Source organism: Nonomuraea phyllanthi, assembly GCF_006334985.2.
In the GTDB taxonomy this organism is placed as follows: Bacteria; Actinomycetota; Actinomycetes; order Streptosporangiales; family Streptosporangiaceae; genus Nonomuraea; species Nonomuraea phyllanthi.
Map to the genome: position 1 here is coordinate 1 of NZ_VDLX02000027.1, position 15,713 is coordinate 15,713.

At 70.2% G+C, this 15,713-nt stretch carries 17 protein-coding genes and 2 pseudogenes; 11 read left to right on the top strand and 8 right to left on the bottom strand.

Features of this window, described 5'->3' with window-relative positions; genetic code table 11:
- The 5 genes and pseudogenes from FH608_RS45185 to FH608_RS45205 form a co-directional block, all read left to right on the top strand.
- Positions 1-1,099: pseudogene (locus FH608_RS45185) on the top strand (IS256 family transposase); the annotation flags it as partial.
- A gap of 298 nt (positions 1,100-1,397) precedes the next feature.
- On the top strand, positions 1,398-2,150 hold the full coding sequence (locus tag FH608_RS45190) for a GntR family transcriptional regulator (protein ID WP_226900479.1): 753 nt from the start codon (positions 1,398-1,400) through the stop codon (positions 2,148-2,150).
- Between the two features lie 384 nt (positions 2,151-2,534).
- Positions 2,535-2,765, top strand: coding sequence for a hypothetical protein (locus tag FH608_RS53495; RefSeq protein ID WP_139637356.1), 231 nt, complete (start codon positions 2,535-2,537; stop codon positions 2,763-2,765).
- 119 nt (positions 2,766-2,884) lie between these two features.
- The gene (gene radC / locus FH608_RS45200; RefSeq protein ID WP_139637357.1) at positions 2,885-3,541 is read left to right on the top strand and encodes a RadC family protein; all 657 of its coding nucleotides are present in this window, start codon (positions 2,885-2,887) and stop codon (positions 3,539-3,541) included.
- A 639-nt stretch (positions 3,542-4,180) separates the two neighbouring features.
- Entirely contained in the window at positions 4,181-4,495 is a 315-nt protein-coding gene (locus FH608_RS45205; RefSeq protein WP_139637358.1) for a hypothetical protein, read from the top strand.
- 259 nt (positions 4,496-4,754) lie between these two features.
- Here FH608_RS45205 and FH608_RS45210 read toward each other — a convergent pair whose 3' ends face one another.
- The 4 genes and pseudogenes from FH608_RS45210 to FH608_RS45225 form a co-directional block, all read right to left on the bottom strand.
- Positions 4,755-5,114 (bottom strand): hypothetical protein, encoded by a 360-nt coding sequence (locus FH608_RS45210; RefSeq protein ID WP_139637359.1) that lies wholly within the window; start codon positions 5,112-5,114, stop codon positions 4,755-4,757.
- A pseudogene (locus tag FH608_RS45215) lies at positions 5,111-5,299 on the bottom strand (IS256 family transposase); the annotation flags it as partial. The gene FH608_RS45210 and the pseudogene FH608_RS45215, both read right to left, overlap by 4 nt.
- Before the next feature lie 216 nt (positions 5,300-5,515).
- Entirely contained in the window at positions 5,516-5,992 is a 477-nt protein-coding gene (locus FH608_RS45220; protein ID WP_139637360.1) for a GntR family transcriptional regulator, read from the bottom strand.
- 41 nt (positions 5,993-6,033) lie between these two features.
- Positions 6,034-6,510, bottom strand: coding sequence for a GntR family transcriptional regulator (locus FH608_RS45225; RefSeq protein WP_139637361.1), 477 nt, complete (start codon positions 6,508-6,510; stop codon positions 6,034-6,036).
- A gap of 110 nt (positions 6,511-6,620) precedes the next feature.
- On the opposite strand from FH608_RS45225, the gene FH608_RS45230 reads away from it, so the two are divergent.
- On the top strand, positions 6,621-7,139 hold the full coding sequence (locus FH608_RS45230) for a hypothetical protein (protein ID WP_139637362.1): 519 nt from the start codon (positions 6,621-6,623) through the stop codon (positions 7,137-7,139).
- Positions 7,140-7,292: 153 nt separating this feature from the next.
- Here FH608_RS45230 and FH608_RS45235 read toward each other — a convergent pair whose 3' ends face one another.
- Both FH608_RS45235 and FH608_RS45240 read right to left on the bottom strand, forming a co-directional pair.
- Positions 7,293-8,315 (bottom strand): hypothetical protein, encoded by a 1,023-nt coding sequence (locus FH608_RS45235; protein ID WP_139637363.1) that lies wholly within the window; start codon positions 8,313-8,315, stop codon positions 7,293-7,295.
- A 47-nt stretch (positions 8,316-8,362) separates the two neighbouring features.
- Positions 8,363-9,268 carry a DMT family transporter gene (locus tag FH608_RS45240; RefSeq protein WP_139637364.1) on the bottom strand — a complete coding sequence of 302 codons (906 nt, stop codon included), beginning with the start codon at positions 9,266-9,268 and terminating at the stop codon, positions 8,363-8,365.
- Between FH608_RS45240 and FH608_RS45245 the strand changes: the two genes are divergently transcribed.
- The 5 genes from FH608_RS45245 to FH608_RS45265 all read left to right on the top strand — a co-directional run bounded on the left by FH608_RS45245 (position 9,267) and on the right by FH608_RS45265 (position 14,223).
- Positions 9,267-10,664 (top strand): aminotransferase-like domain-containing protein, encoded by a 1,398-nt coding sequence (locus tag FH608_RS45245; protein WP_139637365.1) that lies wholly within the window; start codon positions 9,267-9,269, stop codon positions 10,662-10,664. The genes FH608_RS45240 and FH608_RS45245 overlap by 2 nt on opposite strands.
- Positions 10,665-10,789: 125 nt before the next feature.
- On the top strand, positions 10,790-11,398 hold the full coding sequence (locus FH608_RS45250) for a GNAT family N-acetyltransferase (RefSeq protein ID WP_193318991.1): 609 nt from the start codon (positions 10,790-10,792) through the stop codon (positions 11,396-11,398).
- 16 nt (positions 11,399-11,414) lie between these two features.
- Positions 11,415-12,290 carry a 1,4-dihydroxy-2-naphthoate polyprenyltransferase gene (locus FH608_RS45255; protein WP_139637366.1) on the top strand — a complete coding sequence of 292 codons (876 nt, stop codon included), beginning with the start codon at positions 11,415-11,417 and terminating at the stop codon, positions 12,288-12,290.
- Positions 12,291-12,300: 10 nt separating this feature from the next.
- Positions 12,301-13,308 (top strand): adenosine deaminase, encoded by a 1,008-nt coding sequence (locus FH608_RS45260; RefSeq protein WP_139637367.1) that lies wholly within the window; start codon positions 12,301-12,303, stop codon positions 13,306-13,308.
- 45 nt (positions 13,309-13,353) lie between these two features.
- Positions 13,354-14,223: an aminoglycoside N(3)-acetyltransferase gene (locus FH608_RS45265; protein ID WP_193318992.1), complete on the top strand. Its 870-nt coding sequence runs from the start codon at positions 13,354-13,356 to the stop codon at positions 14,221-14,223.
- 120 nt (positions 14,224-14,343) lie between these two features.
- Here the strand turns inward: FH608_RS45265 and FH608_RS45270 are convergent, their stop codons facing one another.
- Together FH608_RS45270 and dapB are read right to left on the bottom strand one after the other, a co-directional pair.
- Positions 14,344-14,817: a GNAT family N-acetyltransferase gene (locus FH608_RS45270; RefSeq protein WP_139637368.1), complete on the bottom strand. Its 474-nt coding sequence runs from the start codon at positions 14,815-14,817 to the stop codon at positions 14,344-14,346.
- A gap of 154 nt (positions 14,818-14,971) precedes the next feature.
- On the bottom strand, positions 14,972-15,709 hold the full coding sequence (gene dapB / locus FH608_RS45275) for a 4-hydroxy-tetrahydrodipicolinate reductase (protein ID WP_139637369.1): 738 nt from the start codon (positions 15,707-15,709) through the stop codon (positions 14,972-14,974).
- Positions 15,710-15,713: the final 4 nt, after the last annotated feature.

The following is a 15,713-nucleotide window of genomic DNA, read 5'->3' on the forward strand; positions in this document are numbered from 1 at the left end:
AGGCTACGGCGAGCGCAGCAGCGAGCGAACCAACCGGCGCAACGGCTACCGCGCCCGCGAGTGGGACACCCGCGCAGGATCGATCGAGCTGGCCATTCCCAAGCTGCGCGAAGGCTCATACTTCCCCGACTGGCTGCTGGAACGCCGGCGGCGGGCCGAGCAGGCGCTGATCAGCGTGATCGCGACCAGCTACCTGCTGGGCGTCTCGACCCGGCGGGTGGACAAGCTGGTCGAGCAGCTGGGCATCAAGCACATCTCCAAGAGCCAGGTCTCGCAGATGGCCAAGGTGCTGGACGAGCAGGTCGAGGCGTTCCGCACCCGCGCGCTCGACAGCGGCCCCTACACCTTCGTCTGGCTGGACGCGCTGACCCAGAAGGTGCGTGAAGGCGGCCGGATCATCAACGTGCACGTCCTGGTGGCCACCGCGGTGAACGCCGACGGCCGTCGCGAGATCCTCGGCATGGACGTCACCAGCGCCGAAGACGGCGCGGGCTGGCTGGCCTTCCTGCGCGGACTGGTCGCCCGCGGCCTGTCCGGAGTGCAGCTGGTCATCTCCGACTGCCACGCCGGTCTCGTGGCCGCGATCGGCGCCACCCTGGCGGGTGCGTCCTGGCAACGGTGTCGCAGCCACTACCTGCGCAACCTTCTGACCTGCGTGAACAAGTCGGCACAGCCGTTCGTGGCCACCCTGGTGCGCACCATCTTCGACCAGCCCGACAGCGCCTCGGTGCGCGCCCAGCACGTCTGGGTCGTGCAAACTCTAGAGACCAAGCATCCAGCCGCAGCCGAACACCTGGACGCCGCCCGCGAGGACCTGATCGCCTTCGCCGCCTTCCCCCGCGAGATCTGGCCGCAAATCTGGTCGAACAACCCCCAAGCGCGGCTCAACAAAGAGATCCGCCGCCGCACCGACGTGGTCGGCATCTTCCCCGACCGGCCCTCAATCATCCGGCTGGTCGGCGCCGTGCTGGCCGAGCAGACCGACGAATGGGTCGAAGCCCGCCGCTACATGGGCCTGGACATCCTCGCCAAGGCCCGGATCCGCGTGATCCCTGGCGACACACCAGCCCAGAACCTACTCCCGCAGACACTTACCGCTCAACCTGCAGAAACAGGATCACGCGAAGATCGATTCATACACCACGTCCGTGGACGTGACCCCAATGTGCGGCATTTGACCAGGTCACCGCAGGGCCCGTACCGCCACGCCGTCAACCCGCAGACATTGGAAGAGGTCGCCGATATGTGCTCGGGGGTACACACATCGACGACCTCTATCGAAGAATCGGTGTCCCTTACATCCGCGTTACAGGGTTTCTCCGATAATTTTCCGCCATCGCAAAGTTGGGGCTCCAACCGCCATCGATGACGGTCGGTTACCTGTCGAATACGGCAACATGGGGCAACGCCTCACACGAACCCCCAGGGATGGACTAGTGGCCACCTCAGATCCGGTCTACCTGCGTGTCGTCGCAGACATTCGGCGGCAGATCATTGACGGCACCCTTCCCCCCGGCGCGCCGATCCCATCGCGGGCGCAGCTGACCCGTAAGTATCAGGTCGGTGAGACCGCAGCCCGGCACGCGCTACGCGTGCTCGCGGGCGAAGGCCTCATCATCGGCCGCGTGGGCTCGGGCCATTACGTCAGAGAACGCCCCGATTTGACCTCGCTCTACCGATGGCGTTTTCTCGATCATCCTGCGCCGTTCGCGGCCGACCTGCAGTCCCAGGGCAGGCGCGTGACGTGGGACTGGCACAGCGAGCCGACCGAGGCGGGGCCCGACATCGCCAGACGGCTGCGCCTCAGCGCGTCGAGCACGCTGACCAGGACGCACTTCATCTTCCGCGGCGAGGGCAAGCCGCTGCAGCTCGTCACGTCGTACGAGCCGCTGGAGTTCGCGCCCCATGCGGAGGAGCGGCGCAGCCTGGTCGCGAGGATGTACGCGCACGGCGTAAAGGTCACCGAGGTCGTCGAGAGCGTGCACACCCGGGTCCCCCGCCCGGCGGAGAGCGACGCGCTCGATCTGGCGGCCGGCGTCAACGTCCTGCACATCGAACGCACCCACTGGGCAGGCGACCGCCCCGTGGAAACGAGCGACATCGTCATCCCGGGCGACCGCTTCAGAGTGACGTACAGCATGCCCGTCTAGCACCCGAAGACCCGCGGCTTCGGGCGAATCCCCCCTCGCCCGAGCCCGACACCTCCGGGCGAATCCCCGTCGCCCAAACACCCACGGCTCTGGGCGAATCCCCCCTCGCTCTGACACCCGCGCCTCTGGGCGAATCCCCCTCGCCCGGAGCCGCGCCTCACTCGGCGGACTCGGCGGACTCGGCGGACTTCCCGTGGCCACCATCCCAGCGCACGCGCCGGCCACATGTGCGGAGGCCGCCGTGACGGTGAGGACTACGCGCGCGGCCGCTCGAGCGGCCGCCATCAGGCACACGCGCGGCTGAGCACGCTCGGCCGCGCCCTCTCAACATGTCGTCGATCATTGGCGTCTGTACGACGCACTGCTCGCCAGGAAGGGCAGCACGTGGCTCGCGGCGAAAATGCAGTCCTTGCCCCCGCGCACCGTCGCTCAGACACCTCGACTCGCTGCCCCGCATCGGACGACCTGCTCGCGACCCCGCTGAGCGGCATGTTCACGCAGGCGATCACGTGGTGGCCGGAGAACGGGCGGCCGTTTTCGCCGTACGAGCTCGCCACGGAGGCGGCACAATGGGCCTTCGCCGTGATCATTGAGGCGAACCGTCCGGCGAACTGACCCGGCATATCCCCGGAAACCCGCACGATCACCGAGGCCGACCGCCCACCACCCTGACCGCGAACGCCCAGGTCAGAGATTGTCGGTGCGCGTTGATACAACGGGTGCGGAGGTTGCCGATGCGAGTCAAAGACCTGTCCAAGAGCGACCGGCCGCGCGAGCGGCTCATGTCCAGCGGTCCAGCCGCGCTGGCCGACCGTGAGCTGCTGGCCGTGCTGCTCGGCTCTGGCTTTCGCGGGTCGAGTGCCCTCGACCTGGCCAGCCAGGTGATCAATCATTGCGGGGATCTCGATGGCCTCCGCCGTTCCGACCCGCATCGGTTACTCGCCGTCCCGGGCGTGGGGCCCGCCAAGGCCGCCAGGGTCGCCGCGGCCTTCCATCTCGTACGCCGCGCGGACGCCTGGCCGGAACGCGAGCGGATCACCAGCACCTCCGACCTGGCCAACCACTGCGCGCCGCTGCTCCGCGGGCGCCTGCAGGAGCGGCTGGTCATGGTGGTCTGCGACACCAGGGGCCGGGTGCTGAAGCATGCGGTCCTGACCGAGGGCGCGTCCGACCACACGCCGGTGCCGATCCGCGAGGTGATCACGGAGGTGCTCACCTCCAACGGGGCGATGTTCGGCCTGGCCCACAACCATCCAGGCGGCTCGCTGGAGCCGAGCCGGGCCGACCTGGAGGCCACGGCCCAGCTCGTGCAGGCCGCGGAGACGGTCGGGCTGCGCCTGCTCGACCATCTGATCATCACCGACACCGCCTGGCGGCGGATCCCCACATAAACCAATTCCACTAGGGAGCATGGACCCACCGCGCATCAAAGGGGATCATCCCGCTTATAGCGCCGAACTGCAGTTTTCCAAGGGACGGCCATGAGAATCTAATGCCGCGGGTAGGCCGTTACGGACGTCAGCCGGCCAATACTCGCCGTGGCATGGTCCCGCGCCTCCGGAGGGCGCGGGACCATGTCCACCGATCGCACCGATCCTCCAGGCGAAGCCCATCGCCCCTCGCCGGGCCATGGGCAGGCGCGTCGCCGCGGATCACACAGGTGCGTCCCCCGATGGCATGTTGGCATGCCATCACCTGGGGTGTCCGGTTCGTGCCCTTGGCGGCCAAAGCACGAACCGGACACCCGTCCGCACGCCGTCTCCTGCGACGGATCCATCCAGTGAGCTGAGCGGATCCGGCATGTCACCGAGCAAGCTCAGGAGCCTGCCGCAGACGGTCCAGCCCAAAGGTGATCGCCGCACCGCGAATCGAGCGGGCCAGACCACCGTTGCCCCGCAGCCGCCGCCCGAGCACCGAAGCCGCGCAGGTCAGCACGCGGGCGAGAGGCCGGAACGCGCCCGGGCCGTAGCTCCCCCCCATTCCCGACATCACCCCCAAGGCGCGGATGGCATGCTGAAGTCATCAAAATCATGAGGAGTTCGATGATGGCGGCCCACCCCCTCGGCACGCAGCCCGCGCCCAAGCGCACCCCGCTCACCGCGGACGAACGACTCCGGGCCGAGAGAAACTTCGCGCCCGTCGTCGCACAGGAGCTCGCCGGTAAAGGACGGTTCAGGGTCAGCGCCGACACCCCGGAGATGGTGGACCTCTTTCAGAGCGTCGCTCGCATGGTCGGCGAGATGCTCCAGCGCCCTGTGGTCAGTTATGCGAACGGCAGATACATCGTGATCACCTTCGCCCAGGACGAGCAGGCTCCCAGCCTCACCGACCAACGCACGCCCTGAGCACCGCCGTCATGGGTGTGGCGGGTTGCATGGGGGTGTCCGCGGTTAAGGCGCACGGCAGGAAGGAAGGGCGGCGGGTGGCCGTCCCAGCGCAGGCCACGACGCCTCTCATGTCGGCCTGAACGGAGCCGCGGCCGCGTGCCGCCACCGCCGAGCGGGCGCCGGGGCCGGGGCCGGGGCCAGGGCCAGGGCCAGGGCCGGGGCCGGGGCCGGGGCAGGCGCCGGGAGCGATTGTCCATCCCTGTGGATCGGGTGGTGATCAGTCTCGGTAGCGGGGGTATCCGCCGTGGTCAGGAAGTTCGTCTTCATAGTCACAGGCAGCAACTGCGTCATGGCCAGCCTGCCAGGCATGAGTGAGGATCTTGGACACCGTCTCGACGACCTGGCCGCTGGTAGCGTTCCCTCTTTCGATATCCATCTTGATCGGCCAGGTGGGGAAGTCAGCCCTATCAGGAGCGCAGTTGTCATTGCGCCGGATCTCGATCTCTATGGTGCCGACGCGCAGCAGGCAGCCATCAGGCGTCACACCGATGGCACGGGCGGTCAGCTCGATCGCCGCCTCGTGGCTTGCGCCGCGTAGGAAGAGCCCGCAGTAGTCGTAGCGGCCGGGGTCAGTCATTCGCCTTCCTTGTCCACGTGAGGTGCCGGCAGAACTCCGCGTTCGAAGCGGGCGCCAGCACGGACACGGGCGACCAGGTGAGGGCCATTCACCGCCCGCCAGCGTGCCTGGGCCGGCTCGAAGGCCATCACTAGGCCGGCGGCGCGGGAGCCGGGACCCTTGGTGACTTTGGTGCGGTGCTGGACTTGGCGAAGGCGGACTCGATCGTGGTACAGCGCCACCGTCCTGGGCGAGCGCGGCGTCCCCGGCTGTTTGACGTACGTCCCCTCGCCCGGATCGTGTACGGGCACCCGCCGGGCGGTGGGTGCCGTAGCGCCTCTGGAGCGCGGGCCCGCTCGGCACCACCCGCCCCGCCGATCCAGGGCGAGGTGGCCGTCGCCCGCCTTGAGCCGGCCGCCCGTTCACTCCGAGGGCCACTTTTCCGGCTCATTCACATAGGTCCCCCCGGGGGCGGTGAACACCCAGCCCTGCTTCCTCAGGTAAGCCACGGCCTTCCGGACGGTGACCTTGGCGACGCCGTGCCGCACCATCAACGCCGTCTCGCTCGATATCAGGCGGTTGGGCCGGAGCTCCCCACGTCTGATCCTTTCGGCGACATCCTGCGCGATGTCCAGGTAGAGGGCTTTGGCTCGCCTGATCCGCGGCACCCCGGCAGGCCCGACGAAGGTGCCCTCGCCTTGGACGGTGTGGACCAGCCGGCGTGCGCGCAGCTCCCGCACCACGTTGCGCGCGGTCGACCGGGCGACCCCGAACTCGGCCTCCAGGGCCGTCTCGCTCGGCACCGCCTCGCCGGCGCGCAACCGTCCACTGGTGATCTGCTCATGGATCACGTCGGCGATCTGTACGTAGATCGGAACGGGGCCATCGCGGTCCAGCATGCCCCCAGCTTAGACATCTGGATACAAGCAGGCGAGAAGAGTCAAACCTGGGGCCACGACTCCCTGGGCGACACGTAACTGCCTCGCTGTGCGACGGTGTAGATCCACCCTTGCTCTCGCAGCAGGGCCATGGCCCGCCGTACCGTCTCGCGCGCCACGCCGTACTGCGCCACCAATGCGGATTCGCCCGGTATAGGGCGTCTCGGCGCGAACTGCCCCGCCTTGATGTTCTCCACCATGTCTGTCGCGATCTGCTGGTATAGCGGCATCTTCCGCTGCTTACGCGGGGCTTGGTCCGGACCGCCGACAAAGGTGCCCTCGCCCTGAACCGTGTAGATAAGCCCTTCCTCGCGAAGAACATGAACCGCTCGCCTGGCCGTGGTCCTGGCGACTCCGAACTCCTGCTGGATGTCCGCCTCGCTCGGCACGGGATGCCCTGACGCGAGCCCGGAAACCCGCTCCCGGAGGATGTCGGCGATCTGGAGGTAGATGTGGGTGTCTCCGTCGTAGTCGAGCACGCCTGCAACTTAGACCAACAGGTCCAGAACCGCCCATACCGTTCTGTCTTCATAGACAGATCGCTCTTTGCAGATAGACAGGAGAAGACAACCAGACGTATTGTTCGCGCATGGACGACGACCTCTCCTACCTGCCCTGCTGCCAGATCGCCAGCCACGTGCCTGACCCGCTGCCCGACGGCGTGATCACCACGTGGCATGACCCGCAGGGGCGCAACGAACGCGCCCGGGTCCGTGACTACACGTGCGCCTGCATGCCGACCTTCTACGAGCTGTGCCAGAGCGGCGGCCAGTACTTCATCCGCAGGAGTCGGCGGGTGGGTGACGGCGTGGTGATCGAGGAAAGCTTCCCCTACCCCCGCGCCAGAGCACTGGACTTCTGGGCCAGGCTGCTGGATTGTGAACCCTCCGAACCGCATGAGCCGTGCGGCGAGGTGACCGGGGACGCGGTCCCTCCCCGGCACGACAGCACCGGCGCGACCGGTCGCGCCGGATCCCGGCGCGGGGCGAGAAGCCCGTCGCGACCAGGAAAGCCGAAGGTGTGGCTGGTGCAGGCACCACGGCGGACCTGGGCTTCACGGCGGCTCCTGAGGCTGGCGAACGGGCGCACCGGGCGTCGGCCGGGATGACACTCCCGTGCCGCTGCCCCGCCCAGCACCGGGTGCATCCGCGCACCACCAACCAGATCGCCGCGGAGGCCTCCGAGCGGATCGTGCGCGGCGGGATTCCGCCGGCGCCGCCCCGCGCACGATGGTCCGCGCGACCAAGCGCGCCCAGAGGCGCTAGAAGACCGGGATGATGTCCTCCGGGTCGATGAAGTCCACCGGCACGCCCTCCAGGTCGAGCTCGGGAATGGCCGGGAAGGCGATCCCCCAGCGTTCCACGATCGCGCGGATCCTGGCCATGGCCACGCGCCAGTTCTCCGCCTGTTCCTCGTACGACAGCACCCCGAGCCCCGCCTCCCTGGCGTGGTCCATCAGCACCCGGTGGTTGGCCAGGAAGTACGGCGGCAGTTCCCAGAACCCCTCAGGCGGCTCCCACAGGATCATGCTGAGGAAGACGAACCCGGCCCTGAGCTGGCGGGTGATGAGCGTACGGGTGTCGTCGGTCAGCCCCGGCCATTCGTTCTCCAGGATCGTCATGCAGATCTGCAGATGGCGGGACTCGTCGCGCCCGATGCGCTGGAACATCTCGCTGAAGACGGGATGCTGGGTGCCGGAGGCCATGCCGCGGAACAGGGTGGAGGCGGCCATCTCCCCCATCATGAAGCTGGTGAAGAGCACCGGCAGCGAATACTTGCCGACCGCCGAGTTGTAGCCGTTCCAGTAGCGGCCGCCGTTGTGGTAGAGCCAGCCGATGTTGTTGTGGGCGGCCGATTCGAGGTCGTCCGACGGCGTCCAGTCGAGGGGGCCCCCCGGCCAGAGTTTGGCGATGGTGCGCTGGCAGCACTCCTCGTGGTTCATCTCGTCACGGGTGATCGAGAAGAAGCACTTCCTGACCGGATCCTCCTCGTGCTTCTCGAAGGCCTGGATGGTGGCGCGGGCGAACACGGCCGGGCCTGACGCGTCGAAGTTCGCCAGGACCGCGAACCAGTACATGATGCCCAGGCGCTGCTCGCGCGTGAAGTCGTCCGGGTTCAGGCCGTCCCAGGGCAGGTCGGCGGGATTCCAGACCACGCGCTTGGACTTTTCGTAGATGGCGGCGAGTTTCTCGGTCTCGACCCGCCATTCCATGGGATAGATGTTGGGCTGCGGGATCTCCGGCGCGGGCCAGAAGCCGCCCTCTGGGATCGTGAGGTCCGCCATGGTTTGTGACACCTCCTCCCCCATCCTGCTGGCCGGCGTCACGGCTTTCAAGTACGGGCGCGCTGGGTGATGGCCACGCAGACGAGGACGGCCAGCGCGGCGAGCACCGTGGCGGGGCCGAACCGCTCGCCCATCAGGAGCCAGGCCCACAGGAGGGTGAGCAGCGGCTGGGTGAGCTGGGTCTGGCCCGCCCTGGCGATGCCGCCCCTGGCCAGGCCCGCGTACCAGGGGATGAAGCCGAGGAACATCGACACCAGCGACACGTACGCGAGCCCCGCCACCGACTGGGGCGTGAAGCTGAGCGGGGTGGTCAGCGCCAGGGCGGCGGACACGGGGAGGGTCAGGGGCAGGGCGAGGACGAGGGCGCGGGAGATGACCTGCCAGCCCGGCGTCTCCCGGGCCAGGCGGCCGCCCTCGGTGTAGCCGACGGCGGCCGAGACGAGCGCCCCGACGAGGAGGAGGTCCGGCCAGGTCACCTCTCCGTGGTTCTGGGTGAGCGTGAACGCCGTCACGGCCACGGCGCCCGCCGCGCAGGCCGCCCAGAACACGGGCCTGGGGCGCTCGCCGGCCCGCAGCACCGCGCAGACCGCGGTGGCCGCCGGGAGCAGCGCCGTCACCACCGCCGCGTGCGACGTGCTCGCGCCCAGGGCGAGGGCCAGGCCGCTGAAGGCGGGGAAGCCGAGCACCACTCCTAAGACGATCAGCGCGTACGACAGCCGGTCACGACGTGGAGGGATCAGGTCGCTCCTCAGGCAGACCAGCGCGATCACCCCGGCGATGGCCGCCCGGCCCAGCGCGACCAGCCACGGGTCGAAGCCGCGCATCGCGTGGACGGTGGCCGGGAACGAGCCGGAGAACGCCAGCACGCCCAGGAAGGCCAGCGCCGTGCCCCGGCCGGCCGCGGCAGGGAGTGCTACTCCACCCGAGACGATAGCGCTATTCTGATTCTTCATGAATAACGATAGCAGTATCGCTCAGATCGCCGCGATGCTGCGCGAGGAGGCCACGCGGCTCGGTCCCGGGGCACGTTTGCCGTCCAGCCGGGAGATCATGCGACGGCACAACGTCAGCCCTGTCACCGTGTCGCGCGCCATCGGCCAGCTGGCCGCCGAGGGACGGGTGGTCGCGAAGCCCGGCAGCGGGGTGTTCGTGGCGCCGCGGGTCGAAGGGGGCGAGGACGCGCCCGACCTGTCCTGGCAGACCGTCGCGCTCGGGGACCGGGTCGTGGACGGCGACGCCGTGGCGAGCCTGCTGGCCGTGGCGCCGGACGGCGTGGTGCCCCTGACCGGCGGCTACCTCCGGGCGGGCCTGCGGCCGGACCGGCAGCTGGCGGCCGCGGCGGCGCGCGCCGTACGCAGGCCGGACGCCTGGGCCATGCCACCCATCGCGGGGCTGCTGGAGCTCAGGAGGTGGTTCGCCGGGCAGGCGGGCGGCGACGTGACCGCGTCCGACGCGCTGATCGTGAGCGGCGGCCAGGCGGCGCTCACGCACGCCTTCAGGGCGCTGGCCGCCCCGGGCACGCCCGTGCTGGTCGAGATGCCCACCTATCCGGGCGCGCTGGCGGCGGCCAGGGCGGCCGGGCTGCGGGCCACCGCCGTGCCCATGGACCGCGACGGCGTGCGCCCCGAGCTGTTGGCCGAGGCGTTCGCCGTCACGGGGGCGAGGGTCTTCCTGTGCCAGCCCACCCTGCACAACCCCACGGGGGCCACGCTTCCGGTCGGGCGCAGGGAGCAGGTGCTGCAGGTGGCCAGGGCGGCGGGGGCGTTCGTGATCGAGGACGACTTCGCCCGCTACCTGACCGAGCAGGCCCCTCCCTCCCTGGCCTCGATGGACCGGCACGGCGTCGTCGTGCACGTGAAGTCGCTGACGAAGATCCTCTCGCCGAGCCTGCGGGTGGCCGCCGTCATCGCCAGGGGGCCGGCCGCCCACCGGCTGCGGGCCTGCCAGCTCGTGGAGTCGTTCTTCGTGGCCCGGCCGCTGCAGGAGACGGCGCTGGAGTTCGTGAGCTCGCCGGGCTGGCGGCGGCACCTCGCGGCCGTGCACGCCGACATCAGGACCAGGCGCGACGCGCTCGCGACCGCCCTGGCCGCCCGCATGCCGCGGGCCGAGGTGCACCTGCTGCCCGCCGGCGGGATGCACCTGTGGCTCCGCCTGCCGGCCGAGGTCGACGAGGGAGCGCTGGTCGAGGCCGCCCGGCTCAACGGGGTGCTGGTGAGCCCCGGCAGGATGTACTACCCGTCCGAGCCGCCTGGGCCGCGCATCCGGGTGACGCACATGGCCGCCGCGCATCTGGCGGAGCTGCACGAAGGCGTACGCCGGCTCGCGCGGACGCTGGACGAGGTTTCCTGACCGCCCCAGCGTCTTGGGGTGGGATCGCCGTTGAAGAGGGGTTCGCGTCGTCTCCAAGGGTCAAACACCGATACGGTGTAACTCGTGCCTTGTGGCACGAACGGCAGGCGAAGGAGCGGGCCGAGATGGCAGACGTAGGCGTCCGGGCGGCCCGGCGCGAGGATGTGCTCCAGGTTGCGAACACTCAGATCCGCGCCTGGCGCTACGGCTATCGGGACTTCCTCCCTGAAGGCCCACTCGAGCAGATGACCAGCGCGGCGGCGGAGAAGATGTGGCTGCGGCAGTGGGACGAGGCGATCGTCGCCCCGCCCAGCCCCCGTCACCGCGTGCTGGTGGCGGTCGAGACCATCCTCGACACCGAGGGCTTCCCCGCCCTGGGCGCGGGCGGCAGCGCCGCGCTCACGACCCCGCGCGGCGGCGAGCGCGTCGTGGGGCTGGCCTCGCATGCTCCCGCCGAGGATCCCGACCTCGACCCCAGCGTGGTGGCCGAGATGCTGACGCTGCTGGTCGACCCCGACTTCGTCCGGCGCGGCCATGGCAGCCGCCTGCTCAACGCGACCGTCGACCACCTGCGTGAAGACGGTTTCCGGCAGATCGTCACCTGGGTGTTCGCCGACAACTACGCGGTGCTGGGCTTTCTCGAGTCGGCCGGGTGGGGCGAGGACATGGCCGAGCGGGTGCTCGACATGGGCCGCCCGATCAGGATGATCCGGCTCACCACGGACATCAGCTAGAGGCTAGAGGACGGATATGGCAACCCCTGGCCAGTGGATCGCCGGCGCGCGCCCGCGTACCCTCCCCAACGCCGTCGTGCCCGTCATGGTCGGCACCGGCGTGGCGATCGGGGAGGGCGGGTTCGTGTGGTGGCGGGCGATCCTGGCATTGCTCGTGGCCCTGTCGCTGCAGATCGGGGTCAACTACGCCAACGACTACAGCGACGGCGTACGCGGTACCGACGACCAGCGGGTCGGCCCCATGCGGCTGGTGGGCTCGCGGGCGGCGACCCCGCGCGAGGTGCTGGTCGCCGCGCTGATCTGTTTCGCGGTCGCGGCCGTGCTGGGGCTCGTCCTCGTGGTGGTCACGCGGGCGTGGTGGATCCTGCTGGTCGGCGCGCTGTGCATCGCCGCCGCCTGGTTCTACACGGGCGGCAAACGCCCGTACGGCTACCGCGGGCTGGGCGAGCTGGCCGTGTTCGTGTTCTTCGGCGTCGTCCCCGTGATGGGCACGGCGTACGTGCAGACGGAGTCGCTGAGCTGGCCCGCGTTCTTCGCGTCGATCCCGGTGGGCCTGCTGTCGTGCTCCATGCTCGTGGTCAACAACCTGCGCGACGTCGGGACGGACGGCGAGGCGGGCAAGCGGACGCTGGCCGTGATGCTGGGGGCCGAGCGCACCCGCACGCTCTATGTGGCCTGCCAGGTCGTGCCGTTCCTGGTGGCGATGGGGATGGTCCCGGTCGCGCCGTGGGCCGCGCTCGTGCTGCTGGCCGCGCCGCTGGCGATCCCCCCGATCAGGACCGTGCGCGACAAGGCGGTCGGCCCGGCGCTGATCGGGGTGCTGCAGCAGACGGGCAAGCTGCAGATGGCCTACGGGCTGCTCTTCGCGGTGGGACTCGCGATCATCTTCTAGGCTTGGGCGGATGAAGGACTTCATCGCCGGGCTCCCCAAATGCGAGCTGCACCTGCACATCGAGGGCACGCTGGAGCCCGCGCTCAAGCTGGAGCTGGCCCGGCGCAACGGCCTGGAGCTGCCGTACGCCTCCGCCGACGAGGTGCGGGCCGCCTACGCCTTCGACGACCTGCCGTCCTTCCTCAGGATCTACTACGAGGGCATGCAGGTGCTGCGCACCGAGCCCGACTTCTACGACCTGGCGATGGCCTACCTTCGCAAGGCGGCCGAGCAGAACGTCCGCTATGCGGAGATCTTCTTCGACCCGCAGGCCCACACCTCGCGCGGGGTGCCGTTCGGCGTGGTGATCTCGGGGCTGCGGCGGGCGCTGATGGACGCCGAGGCGCGGCTGGGGGTGCGGGCGCAGCTCATCATGTGCTTCCTGCGCGATTTCCAGGCCGAGTACGCGATGGCGACGCTGCTGGAGTCGCTGCCGTACAAGGAGTGGATCGTGGGCGTCGGGCTCGACTCCGACGAGAAGGGCAACCCACCGGTCAAGTTCGCGGCGGTCTACGAGCGCGCCAGGCAGGAGGGCTACCTCCTGACCATGCACTGCGACGTCGACCAGGACGACTCGATCGAGCACATCCGCCAGGCCGTCGAGGACATCGGCGTCAACCGCGTCGACCACGGGATCAACATCCTGGAGGACCAGCGGCTGGTGGAGGTCGTTTTGGAGCGCGGCATGGGGCTGACGTGCTGCCCGATCTCCAACGGCTACGTCACCGACTCGATGAAGGCCGAGGGCATCCGCAAGCTGATGGACCTCGGCGTCCGCGTGACGATCAACTCCGACGACCCCGCCTATTTCGCCGGATACGTCGGGGAGAATCTCGAGGCGTTGCAGGCGTCGCTCCAGCTCGCCCCGGAGGAGCTGGCCCAGCTCGAGCGCAACGCGTTCGAGATCACCTGGCTGCCCCGGCACGTCAAGGACTCCTATCTGGCCGAGGTCGACTCCTATCTGGCGGCCAGAGCCTAGCCAGGACGGCCGGGCGAGCATATATCAGGAGCAATGGCTGCTCAGATGGCGATCCCAGGTCTCACCACCGACCGCGCCCGGTTGGCGAGTGATCTCGCCGCCCTGGGGGTGGGGGCGGGACAAGTGGTGCTCGTGCACTCCGCGCTCAGCCGCCTCGGCCACGTCGAGGGCGGCCCGGCCGCGGTGGTCGCGGCGCTGCGCGAGCTGCTGGGCCACGACGGCACGCTCGCCGTGCCCAGCGGCACCTCGGCCAACTCCGACACCTCGCCCCACTACCTCCGGGCCACCGCCGGGATGAGCCTGACGGAGCTCGCCCGCTACCGCTCGGCGATGCCCGCGTACGACCCCCGCTCCACCCCGACCACGGCCATGGGCCGGATCCCCGAGTACGTACGCACCCTGCCCGGCGCCCTGCGCAGCGCCCACCCGCACACGTCGTTCGCCGCCATCGGCCCGCGCGCGGCGGCGATCACCGGCGGGCACGCCCGCGACTGCCTGCTCGGCGAGCGCTCGCCGCTGGCCCGGCTCTACGACGCCGGCGCCCTCGTGCTGCTGCTCGGCGTCGGCTACGACAAGTGCAGCGCCTTCCACCTGGCCGAATACCGCTACACCGGCGATCCGCCCCGCCGCAGCTACCGCGGCGTGATCGACGACGGGCGGGGGCGGGGGTGGTACGAGTTCGTGGACGTGAACGTGGACGCGAGCGACTTCGAGGCGCTGGGCGCGGACTTCGACCGGACCGGCGCGGTGCGGCGCGGGTGGGCCGGCGCGGCTCAGGCCCGGTTCTTCCCGCTGGCCGCCGCCGTCGACTACGCCGTCGGCTGGTTCACCACCCACCGCCGGCCCGCCACCGGACCCACCCGGCCCGCCGACGGACCCACCCGGCGCACCGGCCGCGTGCACAGCCGGACCTAGCGGGGCACCAGCCGCGCGCGCAACCGGACCTAGCGGCGCACCCGCCGCGCGCGCAACCGGACCTGACGGCGCACCCGCCGCTCGCGCACCCGGGCCAGCGACGCGCCGGCCACTCGCCGACTAGCGGTGCATCACCACGCGGGGCGCCACCTCGATGCCGAGGTCACGCTCGTGCGCCACCAGCGCGCGCAGTTGCGGCCCCCACTCCTGCTCGGGCAGCACCGAGAAGCCGTGCCGCGCGTACCAGGGCGCGTTCCACGGCACGTCGCGGAACGTCGTCAGCGTCACGGCAGGCGCCCCGGCGGCCCGCGCGTGGTCGATCACGGCCGCCACCAGCCGCCCGCCGATGCCCTGCCGCATGCTCCGCGGATGCACGGCCAGCTGCTCCAGGTGCAGGTTGCCGTCCACCCACCCGATCAGGGCGAAGCCCGCCGGCGGAGTGCCCTCGACCAGGACGAGCCCGGGATCGTCGGCCTCCTCGATCATGGTCGTGCCGGGCGGGAACACGATGCCCAGCTGCTCGAAGAGCCCGTCGGCCGCCCGCTCGACGGCGGCCAGCCCGGCGAGCTCACCCTTCTCCGCCCATCGCACCATGCCGACACGATCTCACGTTTCCGGCGTAGCCCGCCGCTCGTATTAATCTTGACGATCGTAGGCTCGGCTGTGCGGAGCCGGGACCCTCTCCTCACGGCGTGCCCACGACCGTCCGGTGGTGGGCACGTCGTGTGCCGTCCGGGAGAAGGGGGTCTCAGAGGTCGAGCAGTGGCTCCAGGCCCACGGTGAGGCCGGGCAGCTCGCGCACGCGGCGCACCCCGAGCAGCACGCCCGGCGTGAAGGAGGCCCTGCTCATCGTGTCGTGCCGGATCGTGAGGATCTCGCCGTCGCCGCCGAGCAGCACCTCCTGGTGCGCGATCAGCCCGGACAGCCGCACCGCGTGCACCGGCACGCCCTCGACGGCCGCCCCGCGGGCGCCGTCGAGCGCCGTCGTCGTGGCGTCGGGCATGCGGCCCAGCCCCGCCTTGGCCCGCGCCTCGGCCACGAGCGCCGCCGTGCGCCGGGCCGTGCCGGACGGCGCGTCGGCCTTGCCCGGGTGGTGCAGCTCGACGATCTCGACGGACTCGAAATAGCGGGCCGCGAGCTGGGCGAAGTGCATCATGAGCACGGCCGCGACGCCGAAGTTGGGGGCGATCAGGCAGTGGGTGCCGGGAGAGGCGGCCAGCCAGCCGCGCACGGTCTCCAGGCGCGCCTCGTCGAAGCCGGTCGTGCCGACCACGGGATGGATGCCGTGCCGGATCGCCCATTCGAGGTTGCCCATGACCACGTCGGGGTGGGTGAAGTCGACCACCACCTCGGCGCCTTCGAGCCCCTCGATGGAGTCGTCCTTGTCGAGCGCGGCCACCAGCTCCATGTCGGTGGCCGCCTCGACCGCCTTGCACACCTCGACGCCCACACGCCCCTGGGCGCCCAGCACACCTACCCTGATCACAGGG